Here is a 17,429-nt window from a genome sequence, read left to right on the forward strand (position 1 = left end):
AAATGGAAATATATTTTATTATGTTAAAAACTTGGTCATTTCAAAATAATTTGTACATTTGTTCTGTTACAATGAATTTTTTAAGAAGCATATCTGATATTTCTGCCCTGAAAGCTACTATTTCAGGCGTATCTTCTGTTTCTACATTCACAACTACAACAACTACCCCATAACGGGGTAAATTTTCACATATTATTTCCGGTACCCGTACTCTTTTTTCAAAGAGTATCCATTTCTTTTTATTCAACTTCAAAAAAATAATTGATGAAAGTTTTAAAATTCGGCGGAACATCAGTCGCCCATTCTCAGAATATATTACTGGTGGAAAAAATCATAAAAAGTGAATCTTTAAAAAGTAAAGTTGTTGTTATTGTATCCGCTCTTCACGGTGTAACGGATCAACTGATCAAAGCAGCAGAATATGCCTCTGTAAAGGATGAATGTTATATCAGGATTGTTCAGAATCTTGAAGAAAAACATATCAGCCTGGTGAAAGAACTTTTCCCAATCGCAGAGCAAAGCTCATGGTTAAGTTTTGTAAAAAAGCATTTTAATGATATCGAAGACCTCTGCAATGGAATTGCCGTACTTGGTGAACTCACAGATAGAATTAAAGATAAAATCGCCTCATACGGAGAGTTTCTGTCGTCAAAAATTATAGCGGCGAGATTACAGCATGAAGGACTAGACTGCGTATGGATGAATTCTGCAGAGCTTATCAGAACAGACAGTAATTTTACCAACGCAAAAGTAGATTTCGATTCTACTGAAAATAATATCGCCTGTTTTCTGAATGAAAATCAGAACAGTATTATCATAGGACCAGGCTTTATTGCGAGGGACAAAAAAAATAATGCCACTACACTAGGAAGAGGTGGATCAGATTATACGGCTTCTATTGTTGCGGCTTCTATTGATGCGGAAGAACTTCAGATCTGGACCGATGTAAGCGGAATGATGACTGCCGATCCACGTTTAGTTTCCAATGCCAAACCTATTTCAGAAATATCGTATCATGAAGCGATGGAACTGTCTCATTTTGGAGCCAAAGTCCTTTATCCGCCCTCCATTCAGCCTGTGATGGTAAAAAATATAAACCTGCTCATCAAAAACACCTTTGACCCGGAGGCACGGGGAACTTTAATCTCCCATCAACTGAGATGTTCAGAAGATGAAAAACAGATTGCAGTAGGAATTTCAAACATGAACAATATTGCCCTGCTTACCCTTGAAGGCAGTGGAATGGTAGGAATACCCGGAATTTCAGCAAAACTATTTCAATGCTTAAGTCATGAAAAAATAAATGTCATTCTTATTACACAGGGATCTTCAGAACATTCAATCACCATTGCTATTGAGAAAAAAGAAGCTCTACGTGCTGAAAACGCCATCAATTCTTCTTTTGCTGATGATATCAATCTGGAAAGAGTGTATGCCGTAAAAATTGAAACAGAGCTTTCTATTGTCGCTTTAGTAGGAGAAAGTATGAAAAGCAGAAGCGGTGTGAGTGCAAAAATGTTTGGATGTCTAGGAAATAACGGGATCAATATAAGAGCAATTGCACAGGGATCTTCGGAAAGAAATATAAGTATCGTTATTTCAGAAAAAGATAGTAAAAAAGCCGTCAATGTACTTCATGAAGAATTTTTTGAGTCTGAAATAAAGCAAATCCATCTGTACATCTGTGGAACAGGAAATGTAGGTTCAAAACTCATCCAGCAGATTTATACCCAAAATGATTATCTAAAAGAAAACTTTTTGATCAACCTTAGAATTGCAGGAATTTCCAACAGCCGTTGTATGCTATTTTCAGACCAGGGAATTTCACAGGAAGATTACCTTAACTGGAATCAGCAGAATGAAAAAGTCTCTGCCAGAGAATTTGCTGATGAAATTATCCGCAGAAATCTTAGAAATTCTGTCTTCATTGATGTAACGGCAAGCGCTGACATTCCCGAAGTGTATGAAAGCTTATTAAAAAGGAGTATAAACATCGTGGCCTGTAATAAAATTGCAGCTTCTTCAGATTTCAAAAAGTATAAAACATTAAAAAATACGGCACGAAACCACAGCTGTAATTTCTACTTTGAAACCAACGTTGGAGCAGGGCTTCCGGTAATAGGAACTATTAATGACCTCATCAAAAGCGGAGACCAGATTCAATCTATTCAGGCCGTACTGAGTGGAACATTGAATTTTGTATTTAATGAATATGACGGAAGCAGAACTTTTTCTGAAGTAGTGGCTCAGGCTCAGAAGGAAGGATATACAGAGCCGGATCCAAGACTTGATCTGTCCGGAACAGATGTAGCAAGAAAAATTTTAATTCTGGCAAGAGAGGCAGGATATCCGCTTCAGTTTGAGGAAATTGAAAACATAAGTTTTCTGCCTGAAGAATGCATGCAGGGAAGCGTTGAAAGTTTTTACGAAAAGCTTACAGTATATGAAGATCACTTTAAAAACTTATTAAATAAAGCTAAAACTGAAGGCAAAGTATTAAAATATGTCGCAGAATTTGAAAACGGAAAAGCCAAAGTAGGTTTACAGCATATTGCTCCGGATAGTGATCTGTTTCACTTATATGGAAAAGACAATATTGTTATTTTTAAAACGCTGAGATATTCTGAGCAGCCTTTGGTTGTAAAAGGAGCCGGTGCCGGAGCTGATGTAACGGCAAGCGGAGTTTTTGCAGATATTATCCGTTCTATTTAAAAACACAGTTATGAAAAAAGTAAAATTAAAAGTCCCGGCCACTGTGGCCAATCTGGTTTGCGGATTCGATATTTTAGGAATGGCAGTCCATGATCCTTATGATGAGATGGAATTCAGATTATTGGAAACCCCGGAAATTATTATAAAACATACAGATTCTTTTGGGCTTCCTGAAGAGCCTTCCAGCAATGTTGCCGGGATTGTTCTTTTAAAAATTCAGGAACACTTTAATCTGAAAAACGGCTTTGAAGTTATTATTCATAAACATATAAAGCCCGGAAGCGGGCTCGGCTCCAGTGCGGCAAGTGCCGCCGGAGCCGCTTTCGGAGCCAGTGTATTATTAGGAAACAAACTTTCCAAAGAGGAAATGGTTTATTTTGCCATGTTTGGGGAAGAACTTGCCTCAGGAGTACGACATGCAGACAATATCGCACCATGCATCTATGGTGGAATCACCTTGGTAAAATCTACCAGCCCGATTGATATTATTCCTCTAAACAGTCCTGATTTATTTGTAACGGCTGTACATCCGCAGGTGGAAGTTAAAACTTCAGATGCCAGACAGGTTTTAAAGAAAAATATCACCTTAAAAAGCGCTGTGGAACAATGGGGAAATATAGCCGGACTTGTCGCCGGGATTCAGAAGAATGACTTTGACTTGATTGGCAGAAGTCTAACCGATGTCATTATAGAACCTGTCCGCAGTATTCTGATTCCAAAATTTAACGAAATCAAAGAAAAAAGTCTGCAATCAGGAGCTTTAGGAGGAGGAATTTCCGGTTCCGGACCTTCTATTTTTATGCTGTCTGAGCAAAAAGAAACTGCAGATAAAATCGCTCAGATGATGGAATCAGTATATGATGAAATTGAAATAGAAAGTTTTGTATACGTTTCAAAAATAAATCCGGCTGGTATTCAAATCATTAAAGAAGCTTAATCATAAAAAACAGAAATGAAATATTATAATTTAAAAGACCATCTGGAAAAAATCAATTTCAGAGAGGCAACAATAAAAGGTCAGGGAAAAGAAAAAGGGTTATTCTTTCCTGAAAACATTCCCCAGCTTAATAAAGAATTTATTCAAAATCTCCATCAGTATTCCAATGAAGACATTGCTTACCAATGTATGAAAGATTTTGTGGGAGATGAAATTCCTTCGGAAATACTCAAAGAAATTGTAGCAGAAACTGTGAGTTTTGAGATTCCTTTAGTAAAAATTAATGAGCAGATATCCATATTAGAACTGTTTCATGGTCCTACTCTAGCTTTTAAAGATATTGGTGCGAGATTTATGAGCCGCTGCCTGTCTTATTTTCTAAAAGATGAGGAAAAAAAAGTAACTGTTCTTGTTGCCACTTCCGGAGATACCGGAGGAGCTGTTGCCCATGGATTTTATAAAATTCCGCAAATTAATGTAGTCATTCTGTATCCTAAAAACAGAGTCAGTCCGGTGCAGGAGAAACAGTTAACGGCATTAGGTGAAAATATTTCTGCACTAGAAGTAGATGGCAGTTTTGATGATTGTCAGAATCTTGTCAAACAGACTTTTTCAGATGAAGAAATCAACAGTCAGTTATTTCTGACATCCGCCAATTCTATCAATGTGGCAAGATGGCTTCCCCAGCAGATTTATTATTTAATAGCTTTGAAACAATGGATTCAACAATATAAGGAGCATCCTGCCATCTGTGTACCCAGTGGTAATTTCGGAAATATCTGTGCGGGACTTCTGGCTCATTTCAGAGGGTTGCCAGCCAGCCATTTTATTGCAGCCTGTAATGCCAATCATGTAATTCCGGATTATTTTACAACTCAGAACTACCAGCCGCAAAAAGCGATTGCAACTCTATCCAATGCGATGGATGTAGGAGATCCGAGTAATTTTGTACGAGTTCTGGAGCTTTTCGGGCATCAGTTTGAAACTGTAAAAGATAAAATATCGGCTTATTCCATTGATGATGACCAAACCATGAGCACCATCACAGAAGTTTATGAAAAATACGGATATATTCTGGAACCTCACAGTGCCGTAGCCTTTGCTTCAATGGAAAAATATCTGAAAGAAAATCCCCATCAAAAAGGATTTATCCTGGGAACTGCTCATCCGGTAAAATTCCCTGATGCTGTAGAAAAAGCGATTCAGACCCATATTGAAATTCCGGGGTCGTTGAATGAGCTTATGAAAAAGGAGAAAAAAACTGTAGAAATAAATTCAGATTTTGAAGAATTAAGACGATTTTTGCTTCATAAAATCTGAAGCAATGAGCAAAATATATCTTGAAGATGTAAGAATATACGCGTACCATGGTGTACTTCCTGAAGAAAATATCATCGGTACCTATTATATTCTGAATGCAGAACTTCATACCGATCTGTGGAAAGCAGCCACATCCGACGATTTGCATGACACGATAAGTTATGCAGACATCAATGATATCCTTCACCGTGAAATGAAAATAAATTCCAAATTACTGGAACATGTAGCAGGAAGAATCATCACAAAAATTCATGACAGCTTTCCACAGATCGACTATATTAAATTAAAAATCACCAAAACAGCTCCACCTATGCAGGGAGAAATGAAAGGTGCAAGTATTGAGTTGGAAAAGAGCTTTAAACCGGAAAATTAAAATCCTTATTTTCGTTTCATTAAAAAAACATACAAATTGAAATTCGTTAAAATATTATTTTTAGTAGCAGGAATCAACGTTTTTGGCCAGGCCGGCGTTGATAATCAGTTGGCAGCTTATAACTTTCCGAAGATCAGATCCAGTATTACAATGCCTGTTACCATTCCCCTTTCGGAGCTGAGCAATATGATCAATGCTTCCGTGAAAGATCTTGTTTATCAGGATGATTCTTATACAGACAATAACAATGATCAGTTTAAGGTAAAAGTATGGAAAACAAGACCCATCCGCCTTGTAGGAGGAACCAGCCAGAATCTACTGATTGAAGTTCCTTTAAAAATATGGGCAGAAAAAGGAATCGGTACTTTGGGAGTTTATACCTATCAGAATACCACCTTTGAAACAGTAATGTCTTTCAATACCACCGTTACTTTTAAAAATAACTGGACCATTACTACAAACACCCGGCCCAATGGCTTCAGATGGGTAACAAAACCTGTTCTGGACTATGGAAGAATACAGATCCCTATTACCTCCATTGTTGAAAAAAGTTTAAAAGAACAACAGGAAAAATTCTGTAAAACCATTGATCAGCAGATGGCTACACAGTTGAATTTCCAGCAATATGCCTTAATGGCCTGGAATACTTTCCTGCAGCCCTTCAATATTTCGGAGGAATATAATACATGGCTGAAAGTAAGTCCTGTGGGAGTTAATATCACTCCTTTGAAATTCTATGGAAACCAGATCAATGCAACCCTTGGTGTGGATATCTTTTCTGAAACTTTTACTGGGAATAAACCTGCAGCTTCTTCACCAGTAACCAGTGTTGCTAATTTTAATACAACACCTACCGTTGCTGACAAGTTTATTCTTCAGACTACAGCCAATATTCCTTTTACAGAAGCAAGTAATATGGCGAGAAAAACTTTCCTGAATAAGGAATTTGATATTCGCGACTCCAAAGTAAAAGTAACAGATATCAGAGTATACGGTGTTGATGACAGAGTCGTTATTGAGGCTCAGACTGACGGCTATATAAAAGGTACTTCTATTATTTCAGGAATTCCGGTGTATGACGAAACAAAAAGAAAAATTGTATTGTCAGAAACCAAATTCAAGCTGAAAACTACCAATATTCTACAGAAAACAGCTTCTCTCCTGTTTCAGGGGAAAATCGTAAAAATGATTGAAGAAGAATATGGTATTCCTACTCAGGAACTGGAAGAAACTTCAAGAAAAAGTATTGAAGAAGCCTTTAATAAAGAATATTATAAAGGTTTAAAAATGAACGGGAAAGTTTTCAATCTTAAACCCAGTAAAATTCTACTCAGCAATACAGGAATTACGGCTGTTATTGATACGAACGCTTCATTAAAACTGCTTGTCAATGGGTTCTAAAATTTTAAACTAAAAAACTAAACCAAAAACTAATAACCGACCATGAGAAAATATTTAATAATTGTAGACCGAAACAGAGCTGAAAAGCTGACCAGATTTGCTAATTTTATTATTGACAGAGTTGTAATCTCAGTTTTTTTTCTTGCTTTGGGCTTTACAGCCTCCTTACTGTACAACCTTGCCAATATTGACTTTCTGATCAAGATTGTTTATAAAATGTCAGAAATGAATAGGTTTCTTGATATACTGATAACCTCTCTTATCTACTTCTTGTACACTTTTCTGATAGAATATTTTACCAAAGGAAGGTCGATCGGCAAGTATATAACGGGAACTAAAGTTATTTGTACAGATGGTACCGAGCCTACTTTCAATGATTATTTGATCCGCAATATTTCCAGAATTGTTCCTTTTGACACGCTTTCCTTTTTCGGAGAAAACGGCTGGCATGACAAATGGAGCGAAACAAGGGTAATTAACATCAAAAATTATCAGGCTGAAATTCAAGCAAAAAGAGAAATTGAAGATCTTGGAAGGAAAGAAATTGCTTAAAAACTTTTGTTCATAAAGAAATTTTACTATATTTGCACACCTCAAAAATGGTAAAAATGGTACTTTGGCCGAGCGGCTAGGCAGTGGTCTGCAACACCATCTACAGCGGTTCGAATCCGCTAGGTACCTCAAAAAAAAACCTCTAAATAATTTAGAGGTTTTTTTGTATTTATACTTACAGCTTTTTTAATATTCCATTCTTTTTTATTATCAATATTTACGCATGAAAAAATTACTACTCTTCTTCATCATTTCATTTTCTCTTGCTCTTTTGAATGGATATATTTTTAATTTCATTAATGATACCTATTTTCATTTTGATATCAATCAAAATAGACACAACAATATTTCAAAAGAAGAATTAAACTTCATCGCGATATTTATCGCTCCTGTTCTGGAGACTTTTCTATTTCAATATATTCCTTACCTCGTTTTATGCAAATGGATGAGAATCAAGAATAGAATACTCTGCATCATCATTATGAGCATTATTTTTGCCTCCATGCATTATTATAATGGCCTATACATTGTTATGACATTTTTTGGAGGCATCATTTTAAACAATCTTTACATCTATTACAACAAGCACGCCCATCAATACAGTTTTATTCTAACAGCACTTTTCCACGGGCTATTCAATCTTTATGGCTTTTTATTTATAATGTAATATACTATTCACAAAAAAAGCTCCTCCAGATCAAAGAAGAGCTTGATAAATAATGTAAAAAGTAATGATGGATAGAAAATTATCTCTATCAAAAATAAAGGATTGATCCCACATACTTTTATGAGTAGCGTCATATCAGGGTAAAAAAAATCCCCGGAAATTCCGAGGATAAAAACTAATAACCATGAAAACTCAAATTAAACATGAGTTACATTTCTATATTGAAAAATCGTGCCAAGAATAACTATTTTGAGAAAAAAAGTTAATTTCTTCATCCGGCACCATTTTCACCAATTCAGCATTTTAAACCTATTTTACCGATACTTTAAAAAGCGCTTCATAATTATCTTTAATAAATTCAGATAAATCTAATGCTCCGGCAAAAGTATTAAAAAAAATACAATTTACATTTTAATAAAATAAAATTTACATTCATGACATAAAAAAAATTAAAAAGAGCAGTTTTGCCATAAAAGCAATTTTCAATAAACAAAATGGCACACTCTTTATCATCAGTCACCGGAAAACATCAATGATTAATGGCATATGAAATTTTAAAGAATTTCATGAAGACCAAAATAAAATATCATAGACGTATTTTACATAAAAAGCCCCCAGAAATGGAGGCCTCAAAAAACACAAATGATGAAAAAAAATTTTATATCAGAGATAAAAATTATTTTATCTATTAATTCTAGGCCAAAGATATACCAGTCTTTTTTTTTATTTTATGAGTATAATCATAAAATTTTTATTTCTTTTAAATACGGAATTTTCTGCTAATCTATTTTATTTCTCAAAAAAAGACAATAATAAAAAATCTGGTAAAATAATATATGATTAAAAAGTATAGCACACCCCTAATTTGCAAAATATAAGAAAAAAATACTAGAAATGTAATGATTGAAATTATGTTTCACCCATATATTATTTGATAATTTTACTTCATAAATTAAAAAACGTGACAAATTTTTCTATACTTATAGCAAACTATAATAATGGAAAGTATTTCAGGGATTGCTATCATTCATTAATTAACCAAACCTACGAAAACTGGGAAGTGATTATTATTGATGATGCCTCTACAGACGACTCGGTAGAAATCATAAAATCTCTGATCAGAAATGATTCCCGTTTTAAACTTTATCATAATCCCATTAACGAAGGTTGTGGATCTACCAAAGCCAAATGCATGAAATATGCTCAGGGCGATTTATGTGCCTATCTTGATCCTGATGATGCTCTTCATCCCGAGGCACTGGAAAAGGTAGCACTGGAATTTATGAACAGAGAAGGTCTTGCCGCTGTATATTCTCAAATGAAACTTTGTAATGAAAATCTTGTTCAGGAAAAAATTTATACCGGTACCAAACAAATTTATAACAATCGCTATTTCTTCAACTATCCTATTCAGCTGGCCCACTTTTTCACTTTTAAAAGAGAGGCTTATTTAAGAACTACCGGAATAAATCCCAATCTTAAAAATGCGGTCGATCAGGATCTTTATCTGAAAATACTGGAACAAGGCGAAGTAAAATATCTCAAAGAGCCCCTATATCTTTATAGACTTCATCCCAATGGAATTTCTCAGGATAAAGCCAAACAAAGTGCAAAAGAATCTTTTGCGAGAGTAATCCACGACAGTATGAAAAGACGGGGAATAAAAACAATTAATCGCAAAATTGTTCCTGAGGTTTTCACCAGCTCAAATGAAATTTTTGATCTCCTGAATTACCAGACCCAAAGAATGCACCGCCTTATTAGCAAAATAAAAGTTACTTTACACAATATATAAAAATAATAATGCTGCTCAGGTTGAGCAGCATTTGTTATAAAAATATGGAGTGAAAATGTTTATCATAAAAGTACCTGTTAGGGTACAATTATTATAGGCACAAAAACTTCAAAAAGAAACGGCCTCCGTCAGGAGGCCTAAAAAACACAAATGATGAAAAAAATCTATTTAGAAAAATCCAAACAGAATATTGTAGAATCATTCAGCGTTATCCATATAGTTTACATTTTCTAAGCAGAAAATATAATACAGTATCGGAACAGAAGAATGAATATTTTCTATAAGAATTGCACTGCATCCTGAAGATAGATCGAAAGGTTCATATTTAAAAACACAATACCACTATGTCATGATTGAAAACCATCTTCATCTCTGGAATGGGTAAATGTAGCTAAATATTTGTTTGCCCACAAGGCTTACTCTTCCCAAATAATGGGAATATATACAGTGATAAATCCATCGGAATCTACCTGTGCATCAGAAACTGTAGCAACTACTGTTCCATAACCTACCCAGCCTCCCTGTCCCTGCATTGCAGAGAAAGTATAGGTGCCCGCAGGAAGACCTTCATAATATTGTGGAACAGACTGAAATCCTCCCCCATAATAAGTATCATATACTTCTCCGGTTGTCATATTTTCAGCAAGAAAACTTCCTACATCATAATTTCCTGAAAGAATTTTTGTTCCGTTTTTTGAAAGAAGACCATAACGAATCCTATAGGTCTGAGTTTGGGGTGTTTTATCCGCTATTTCTGAACTTCCTTTATGAGGTTCTGCTATTTCCCTGGTGGAAAACGAGGTTACTACAGTCAGCAATCCGATCAATGCTGCTCCTGTAAAAATTGATTTTTTCATATTAAAAAGTAATTTGGTATTCAAAAATACTCAACTTATATGAATTTAATAAAAACTATCAATGAAATAAAATTTACATCTACTCTCAAAAGCAAAAAAAGAAAATTGGAAGCATAGTGATAATATTAAGTTTATATTTTTATTTTTTCCTGCGAAAAACATACAATAAAAAAAATCAATCACTATTCCTTAGACCTCGGAATCTACCATTAACAGTATAAAACTGGTCTTTATATACAATTAATTCACTTTTTAATTATCACTTTTAACACTTATTAACTAAAATTTGGCTTCATAATTGAAAATAGAATTAAAATCAAAGTCATTTTTGGCTTTATCGTATTAAAATTTGAATTATGAGAAAGATAGTATTAGCAGGTTTTTTATCCGTCTTTTTAATGACGGCCTGCAAGAAAGATGACAGCGTCGCTGAAAAGTCATTGGAAGCACAGAAACTTGAATTTCAGGCCAGACAACTTGAAATAGAAAAACAAAAGCTGGCTATTGAAAAGGAAAAAATGGTATATGAAGCTCAAAAAAAAGCAGACAGTGTATCAGAAAGCAAAAAAGCGCGAGCTGCTGCTGAAAATAATTCAAAACCACAGGTGATCAGAGAAACCAGAACAGTATATAGAGACAGAAGCTCGAATTCCGGATCAGGAAGCAGCAACGGAAGTTATGCTAATAACGGAAGTGGTACTTCACAGGGAACTACCCAGAAAAAAGGATGGAGTAAAGCTGCCAAAGGAACCGTCATTGGTACTGTAGGTGGGGCTGCTGCCGGAGCACTTATTGCTAAGAAAAACAGAGGCCTTGGAGCTGTAATTGGTGGTGTTGTAGGTGGTGCCACCGGATATACTATTGGTAGATCACAGGATAGAAAAGACGGAAGGGTACAACCTCGTTAATAAATATTTTTAATGATAACATATAAAGATTGCTTACTTTTAAGCAATCTTTTTTTTATGGTATTGATTCTATTTTCCTGCATTTTCATCATCCCTGTCCTGATGGGCTGGGGAAAAATCATGGAAAATATAGGAGGATTTTTATTTCAGGGAATCTCCGGAAAAATTTTATCAGGTATTCTTGGGATAAGCCTGATATGGACCGTTATTTCTTTTTTCATTCCCTTAAATATAAATGTGGAAATACCTTCCATACTATTGGGACTGCTTTTTTTCTTTAAAAATAAACTTTACCAGGAATTCTATCAATTTTCAAAAAAAGATTTTATATTATTAAGTGTAAGTTCTCTGACTGTCCTATTTGCAGGCTCTTTTTATCCTTATATATTGGATCATTTCGGATATTATATCCCTACATTGAAATGGCTCACAGAATATGGACTTATAAAAGGCATCTCGAATGTAGACCTCACCTTAGGACAAATGTCTGTCTGGCATATTTTTCAGGCAGGATTTTCCAATTTCTCAGATCCTTTTCTCAGAATCAATACGCTACTGATTATCATCTACAGCATATATAGTATTGAAAGAAAAAACTGGATCCATCTTTGTTTTCTGCCCATATTACTCCTGTTTTCCCAGTCCCCAAGCCCTGATCTTCCTGTTATTATCTTTTCATTGATTATTTTAAATGAAATTATAGCCGGAAACAGAAATGCCACGCTCCTCTTTGCATTTTCAGTTTTTGTCTTTACGATAAAACCTACGATGATATGGCTCCCTATATTGGTTTTCTTAAACTTTGTTTTTATTTTTAAAAGTACCTTTAAGCAATTTCTTCTAGGGAGTTCAATACTATTTTTATTTTTCATTAAAAATATCTGGACATTCGGATATCCAGTTTTCCCGGTAGCAATAGGTGACCTGGGATTATCCTGGAAACCGAATCCCGAAGTTTTAAAAACTTCTTCACAGTTTGCCATCATGAAAACCTATGATATGCAGTATACCTATGAGGAAATTCAAAAATTTTCGACTGCAGATTATATCAAGAACTGGTTTTCTCTGGAAGGGATCAAATCCAAAATCAATATCCTTTTTATTCTTAGCCTGATCATTTTTTCCTTATTTACCTGGATAAAAAAGAAAAAAATTATCACCATGATCTTCATTTCATTGTTGATAAAAAGTATAGTAGTGCTTGCTTTTTCAGCTCAGTACAGATTTTTCACAGATGTATTTTTTGTGATAGTCTTTGTGCTGTTTCATGAATATTTAAATAAAAAAAGATCAATAGCAATTTTTTCAGTGCTCAGCTTATTTTTTATTTCCATATTATCTTTTCCGGGAATTATTCAAAAATACATTCCAAGTTTCCGGGTGGGAAGTTTTATGACCGGATTTGAGAAAGAACAGATGTATCAACCTTCAACCTATGAATATCAGCGGTTTGATACCTTTAAGGTAGGGAATTTAAAGTTTAATGTTTCTCATCATTATCCCTACAGTTTTGATACTCCACTTCCGGCAATTACTCCGGCTTATCTTTTTGATGATGTGAAGGCAGGCATTTTCCCTCAGCTTGCAGACAAAAATGATATTCAAAAAGGATTTATCCCGAAAAAAATGACTTCAGAAGAAAATGAGGAAGCCCAAAAGGTTATCAATAATATCAAAAACACTGATAAATAGAACAAATCCAGAAACTTTATTATCTGAAGAAAAAAAGGTAATTTTGTATTATGTTCAACACATTAGGTAATCTTCTTAGTCTTACAACATTTGGAGAAAGTCACGGAGTGGCTTATGGCGGTATCATCAATAATTTTCCGGCAGGTTTAGCGGTAGATCTCGATAAAGTTCAGTACGAACTGAACCGAAGAAAACCCGGCCAGTCAGCAATCGTTACACAAAGAAAAGAAAGCGACACTGTAAAGTTTCTTTCAGGAATCTTTGATGGCAAAACAACAGGTACGCCTATTGGCTTTATTATTGAAAACGAAAATCAGAAATCGAAAGATTATGATCACATAGCAGGAGCTTATCGCCCAAGTCATGCTGATTTTACTTATGACCAGAAATTTGGTTTCAGAGACCACCGTGGTGGCGGAAAATCTTCTGCAAGAGAAACCATGAACTGGGTAGTTGCCGGGGCACTTGCCAAGCAGCTTTTACCCAATATTGAGATCAATGCTTACGTATCTTCCGTAGGCGATATTTTCTGTGAAAAACCTTACCAGGCTTTAGATTTCTCTCAAACTGAAAGTAATGATGTGCGTTGTCCGGATGCTGAAACAGCAGAAAAGATGATTGCGAGAATCAAAGAAATCAAAAAAGAAGGGAATACCATCGGAGGAACCATCACCTGTGTGATTAAAAATGTTCCTGTGGGAATTGGCGAACCTATCTTTTCAAAACTTCAGGCTGAACTGGCAAAAGCAATGCTGAATATCAATGCCTGCAAAGGTTTTGAATATGGAAGCGGTTTCTGCGGAGCTAAAATGACAGGAAAAGAGCACAATGATGCCTTCAATACAGATTTCACGACAAAATCTAACCTTTCCGGAGGAATCCAGGGTGGAATTTCGAACGGAATGGATATTTATTTCCGTGTGGCTTTTAAACCTGTAGCTACTATTCTGAGACCTCAGGATAGTATTGATAAAGACGGAAATCCTGTCATTGTAGAAGGAAAAGGGCGTCACGACCCTTGTGTAGTTCCAAGAGCAGTTCCTGTAGTGGAAAGCCTGGCTGCATTTGTACTGGCAGACCTGTTTTTGATCAACAAAACAAGAAATATCAATAATTTTTAACATAAATATTTTTAGTAATGAAAAATTACTGGGATAAAGGAATTTCGTTTGAAGAATATCTTCAGATTGCAAAAGAAAGATTAGAGAATCCTGCCAACCAACAGGAACTTGATTATAAACAATATTACGAGCTGGGGCTTCAAAGAATGGACCGAACGGTAAAAAAATACGTTCCGGATGAAGATCAACTGAAAGAACTTGCTGCCAAAAATTTTGACGGAAAGATTTTAATTATTTCCGAAGCTTGGTGCGGAGATGCAAGTGCAACAGTACCTGCTCTTTTCAGATTTTTTGAAGGACATAATGAAGTAAGAGTTTTCCTGAGAGATAGTGATAAAAGCTTAATCAATCAGTTTCTGACCAATGGTACGGAATCTATTCCTAAAGTAATTATTCTTGACAAAGACCTGAATGTAAAAAATTCCTGGGGACCACGGCCCAAATATGGATATGAATTGCTGATGAAGTATAAAGCTGATCCTGAAGCCTACCCAAAAGATACTTTTTATAATGATCTGCAGATATATTATGCCAAAAACAGAGGCAAAGATGCTGTTCAGGAAATTTTGGATCTTCTATAAAAAAAGATATGAAAAAAAATATCATTTATATTGTAATCATAGCAATCATTGGCGTTGTTGCTTTTGTACCCGGAATAAGAAATTTCCTGAAGGATACATTTTTTCCGGTAGCCACCATTGAAAATGCCGTTCACATCAGTGAAGAGGATTATGATATAGAACTTAAAGGAATTAATGCACCAAGCACCAACCTTAAGAATTTTAAGGACAAAGGTGTTTTCCTGAACTTCTGGGGAACATGGTGCCCACCCTGCAGAAAAGAATGGCCTTCTATTCAGAAACTGTATGATACCAGAAAAGATCATGTAGATTTTGTGCTGATTGCTATGAATGATAAGGAAGAGGATGTAAGAAAGTTTTTGAAAGAAAATAACTATACCGTTCCTGTATATATTGCTCAAAGTCCAATTTCTGAGAAAATTCTTCCAAAGGTATTTCCTACCACTTTCCTACTGGATAAGCACGGAAGAATCCTTATTAAAGAGGATGCTACAAAAGACTGGAACACAGAGACTGTGCATCAGTTCATTGACAATATTATCAAATAAGATTTTAACTAAATTTTATAATTTGTTGGTACAGGATTTGCGAAATTTATAGCATTGAAAAATTTATTAAATCCAAACACAAAATGAAATATTCAAAATTAAATCTTGCAAAAGAAGCCATCAATCATAAGGGCTTTATCAAAAAGATTCCTGATATTTTCAGAATGGTCAAAATGTGGAGAAAAGGAATTTATCCAATGAAATCCATAGATATTATTCTTCCTTTACTGGGAATTTTATATGTACTCTCTCCTATTGATCTCCTTCCTGAATTTGCCATACCGGTTCTGGGAGTCATGGATGACCTGGCAGTATTGTCACTTACCATCCCTAAGCTCATCAAAGAGGTTGACAAATTTTTATTGTGGGAAGCCCAGCAAAAATATAGCGGTGCTCAAGTCATTGATGCTGAAATCGTAAAATAATAGTTTATTATATTTTTCACACCATCCTGGTACATCCGGGATGGTTTTTTGTTTACAAATGGGTGATAAATTTTTAAGCCTTATTTCAATTCCTTAAATTTGCAATATCTAATAAAAAATAATGGAAAGTAAAAAAGAATTCTTCTTAGAGTGCTACAAACTAGGAATCATTAAATTCGGAAGGTTTACCCTGAAAAGTGGTATTGAAAGTCCTTTTTATGTAGACCTGAGACCTTTGGCTTCAGATCCTAAAATTTTAAAAAATCTTGCTAATTATCTATTGGAAATGCTTCCGTTAGATAATTTCGATTTAATCTGTGGAGTTCCTTATGCTGCTCTTCCTATGGCGACTGCAATGTCTCTGGAAAGCTATATTCCATTAATTATTAAAAGAAAAGAAGCGAAAAGCTATGGTACAAAGAAGCTGATTGAAGGAATTTATCAGAAAGGACAGAACTGTCTTTTGGTAGAAGATGTGATCACTTCAGGGAAATCTTTGCTGGAAACCATTCCTGAAATAGAACAGGAAGATCTTAAAGTTTCTGATATTGTGGTGGTACTAGACAGAGAACAGGGAGGAAAACAATTACTGGAAGGTAAGGGATATAGAGTACACACTCTTTTCAATATTTCGGAAGTGTGCAATATTCTTCAGGAAACAGGTGAGTTGTCAGATGAAGAAGTAAAAAGAATCCATGATTTCCTTCAAGGGAACCATATTCAGTTTGAAGAAGAAATCAGATCTTCTTATGAGCAGAAACTTCAGTCAACCCAGCATTCCGTTTCGAAAAAATTACTGGAAACCGCTTTAGCAAAAAAATCAAACCTTATTGCTTCTGCTGATGTTACAACCACACAGGAGCTATTGGAACTTGCTGAAAAAGTAGGGCCACACGTTATTGCTTTAAAAACACATATCGATATCATTTCTGATTTTGATTATGAAAAAACAATCACTCCTTTAAAAGCTATTGCGGCAAAACACCAGTTCTTACTAATGGAAGACAGAAAATTTGCTGATATCGGAAATACACAGGAACTTCAGTTCACAAGCGGAGTTTTCAAAATTACAGATTGGGCAGATTTCGTAACTTCTCAGGTGATCGGAGGTTTTGAATCATTAGACTGTTTCAAAAATGTAGGAGTGGTAGCCATCGTTGGAATGTCTTCAAAAGGAGCTTTAACAACAGCCAGCTATCGTGAAGAAGCTTTAAAAGTAGCTTTATCTCATCCTAATGTAATTGGTGGTGTGTCTCAGAATAAAATTCCTGAGGATCTTTTATTATTCACTCCGGGAGTAAATCTTGCAGATTCAGGAGATGGTAAAGGACAGCAGTACAACACCCCTGAGCATGTTTTCAAAACACTTCACACAGATTTCATTATCGTAGGAAGAGGAATCTACAAATCCAATGATCCTGAAGCATCGGCAATCACTTATAAAACAGAGGGATGGAATGCTTATATTAATTCTTTGGAAAAAAAAGCAATTCAGGGTTAAAATCCTATAAAATATATACAAAATAAGTTATATTTGGAC

The 17,429-nt window shown here is 35.1% G+C and carries 16 protein-coding genes and 1 tRNA gene; 16 read left to right on the forward strand and 1 reads right to left on the reverse strand.

Annotation, left to right across the window (positions count from 1 at the left end; translation table 11 throughout):
- The first annotated feature begins 264 nt into the window (after positions 1–264).
- The 9 genes from thrA to DDF69_RS01860 all read left to right on the forward strand — a co-directional run bounded on the left by thrA (position 265) and on the right by DDF69_RS01860 (position 9,757).
- A complete protein-coding gene (thrA, locus tag DDF69_RS01820) occupies positions 265–2,712 on the forward strand; it encodes a bifunctional aspartate kinase/homoserine dehydrogenase I (RefSeq protein WP_114819282.1) in 2,448 nt (815 codons plus the stop codon).
- Between the two features lie 10 nt (positions 2,713–2,722).
- Complete coding sequence (locus DDF69_RS01825; RefSeq protein WP_114819283.1) at positions 2,723–3,649, forward strand: homoserine kinase; 927 nt, start codon at positions 2,723–2,725, stop codon at positions 3,647–3,649.
- 15 nt (positions 3,650–3,664) lie between these two features.
- Entirely contained in the window at positions 3,665–4,969 is a 1,305-nt protein-coding gene (gene thrC / locus DDF69_RS01830; RefSeq protein ID WP_114819284.1) for a threonine synthase, read from the forward strand.
- 4 nt (positions 4,970–4,973) lie between these two features.
- Positions 4,974–5,342 (forward strand): dihydroneopterin aldolase, encoded by a 369-nt coding sequence (gene folB / locus DDF69_RS01835; protein WP_114819285.1) that lies wholly within the window; start codon positions 4,974–4,976, stop codon positions 5,340–5,342.
- A gap of 36 nt (positions 5,343–5,378) precedes the next feature.
- Entirely contained in the window at positions 5,379–6,743 is a 1,365-nt protein-coding gene (locus DDF69_RS01840) for a DUF4403 family protein (protein ID WP_114819286.1), read from the forward strand.
- 42 nt (positions 6,744–6,785) lie between these two features.
- Positions 6,786–7,295, forward strand: a complete 510-nt coding sequence (locus DDF69_RS01845) for an RDD family protein (RefSeq protein WP_114819287.1) — start codon at positions 6,786–6,788, stop codon at positions 7,293–7,295.
- A gap of 58 nt (positions 7,296–7,353) precedes the next feature.
- Positions 7,354–7,424, forward strand: a tRNA-Cys gene (locus DDF69_RS01850).
- Positions 7,425–7,518: 94 nt separating this feature from the next.
- Positions 7,519–7,962, forward strand: coding sequence for a type II CAAX prenyl endopeptidase Rce1 family protein (locus DDF69_RS01855; RefSeq protein WP_114819288.1), 444 nt, complete (start codon positions 7,519–7,521; stop codon positions 7,960–7,962).
- 961 nt (positions 7,963–8,923) lie between these two features.
- Positions 8,924–9,757, forward strand: coding sequence for a glycosyltransferase family 2 protein (locus DDF69_RS01860; RefSeq protein WP_114819289.1), 834 nt, complete (start codon positions 8,924–8,926; stop codon positions 9,755–9,757).
- A gap of 416 nt (positions 9,758–10,173) precedes the next feature.
- Here DDF69_RS01860 and DDF69_RS01865 read toward each other — a convergent pair whose 3' ends face one another.
- Complete coding sequence (locus tag DDF69_RS01865; protein ID WP_114819290.1) at positions 10,174–10,614, reverse strand: hypothetical protein; 441 nt, start codon at positions 10,612–10,614, stop codon at positions 10,174–10,176.
- A 356-nt stretch (positions 10,615–10,970) separates the two neighbouring features.
- Here DDF69_RS01865 and DDF69_RS01870 point away from each other — a divergent pair, with 356 nt between their 5' ends.
- The 7 genes from DDF69_RS01870 to pyrF all read left to right on the forward strand — a co-directional run bounded on the left by DDF69_RS01870 (position 10,971) and on the right by pyrF (position 17,390).
- A complete protein-coding gene (locus DDF69_RS01870; protein WP_114819291.1) occupies positions 10,971–11,522 on the forward strand; it encodes a YMGG-like glycine zipper-containing protein in 552 nt (183 codons plus the stop codon).
- Between the two features lie 120 nt (positions 11,523–11,642).
- Positions 11,643–13,214, forward strand: coding sequence for an LIC_10190 family membrane protein (locus DDF69_RS01875; protein WP_228411906.1), 1,572 nt, complete (start codon positions 11,643–11,645; stop codon positions 13,212–13,214).
- A gap of 50 nt (positions 13,215–13,264) precedes the next feature.
- A complete protein-coding gene (gene aroC / locus DDF69_RS01880) occupies positions 13,265–14,335 on the forward strand; it encodes a chorismate synthase (protein ID WP_089689769.1) in 1,071 nt (356 codons plus the stop codon).
- Between the two features lie 17 nt (positions 14,336–14,352).
- Positions 14,353–14,916, forward strand: a complete 564-nt coding sequence (locus tag DDF69_RS01885; protein WP_079243120.1) for a thioredoxin family protein — start codon at positions 14,353–14,355, stop codon at positions 14,914–14,916.
- A gap of 8 nt (positions 14,917–14,924) precedes the next feature.
- The gene (locus DDF69_RS01890) at positions 14,925–15,464 is read left to right on the forward strand and encodes a TlpA family protein disulfide reductase (protein WP_114819293.1); all 540 of its coding nucleotides are present in this window, start codon (positions 14,925–14,927) and stop codon (positions 15,462–15,464) included.
- Between the two features lie 83 nt (positions 15,465–15,547).
- On the forward strand, positions 15,548–15,889 hold the full coding sequence (locus DDF69_RS01895) for a YkvA family protein (protein ID WP_114819294.1): 342 nt from the start codon (positions 15,548–15,550) through the stop codon (positions 15,887–15,889).
- Between the two features lie 121 nt (positions 15,890–16,010).
- Positions 16,011–17,390 (forward strand): orotidine-5'-phosphate decarboxylase, encoded by a 1,380-nt coding sequence (pyrF, locus tag DDF69_RS01900; protein WP_114819295.1) that lies wholly within the window; start codon positions 16,011–16,013, stop codon positions 17,388–17,390.
- Positions 17,391–17,429 lie beyond the last annotated feature (39 nt).

Source organism: Chryseobacterium sp. KLBC 52, assembly GCF_003347605.1.
Classification (GTDB): Bacteria; Bacteroidota; Bacteroidia; order Flavobacteriales; family Weeksellaceae; genus Chryseobacterium.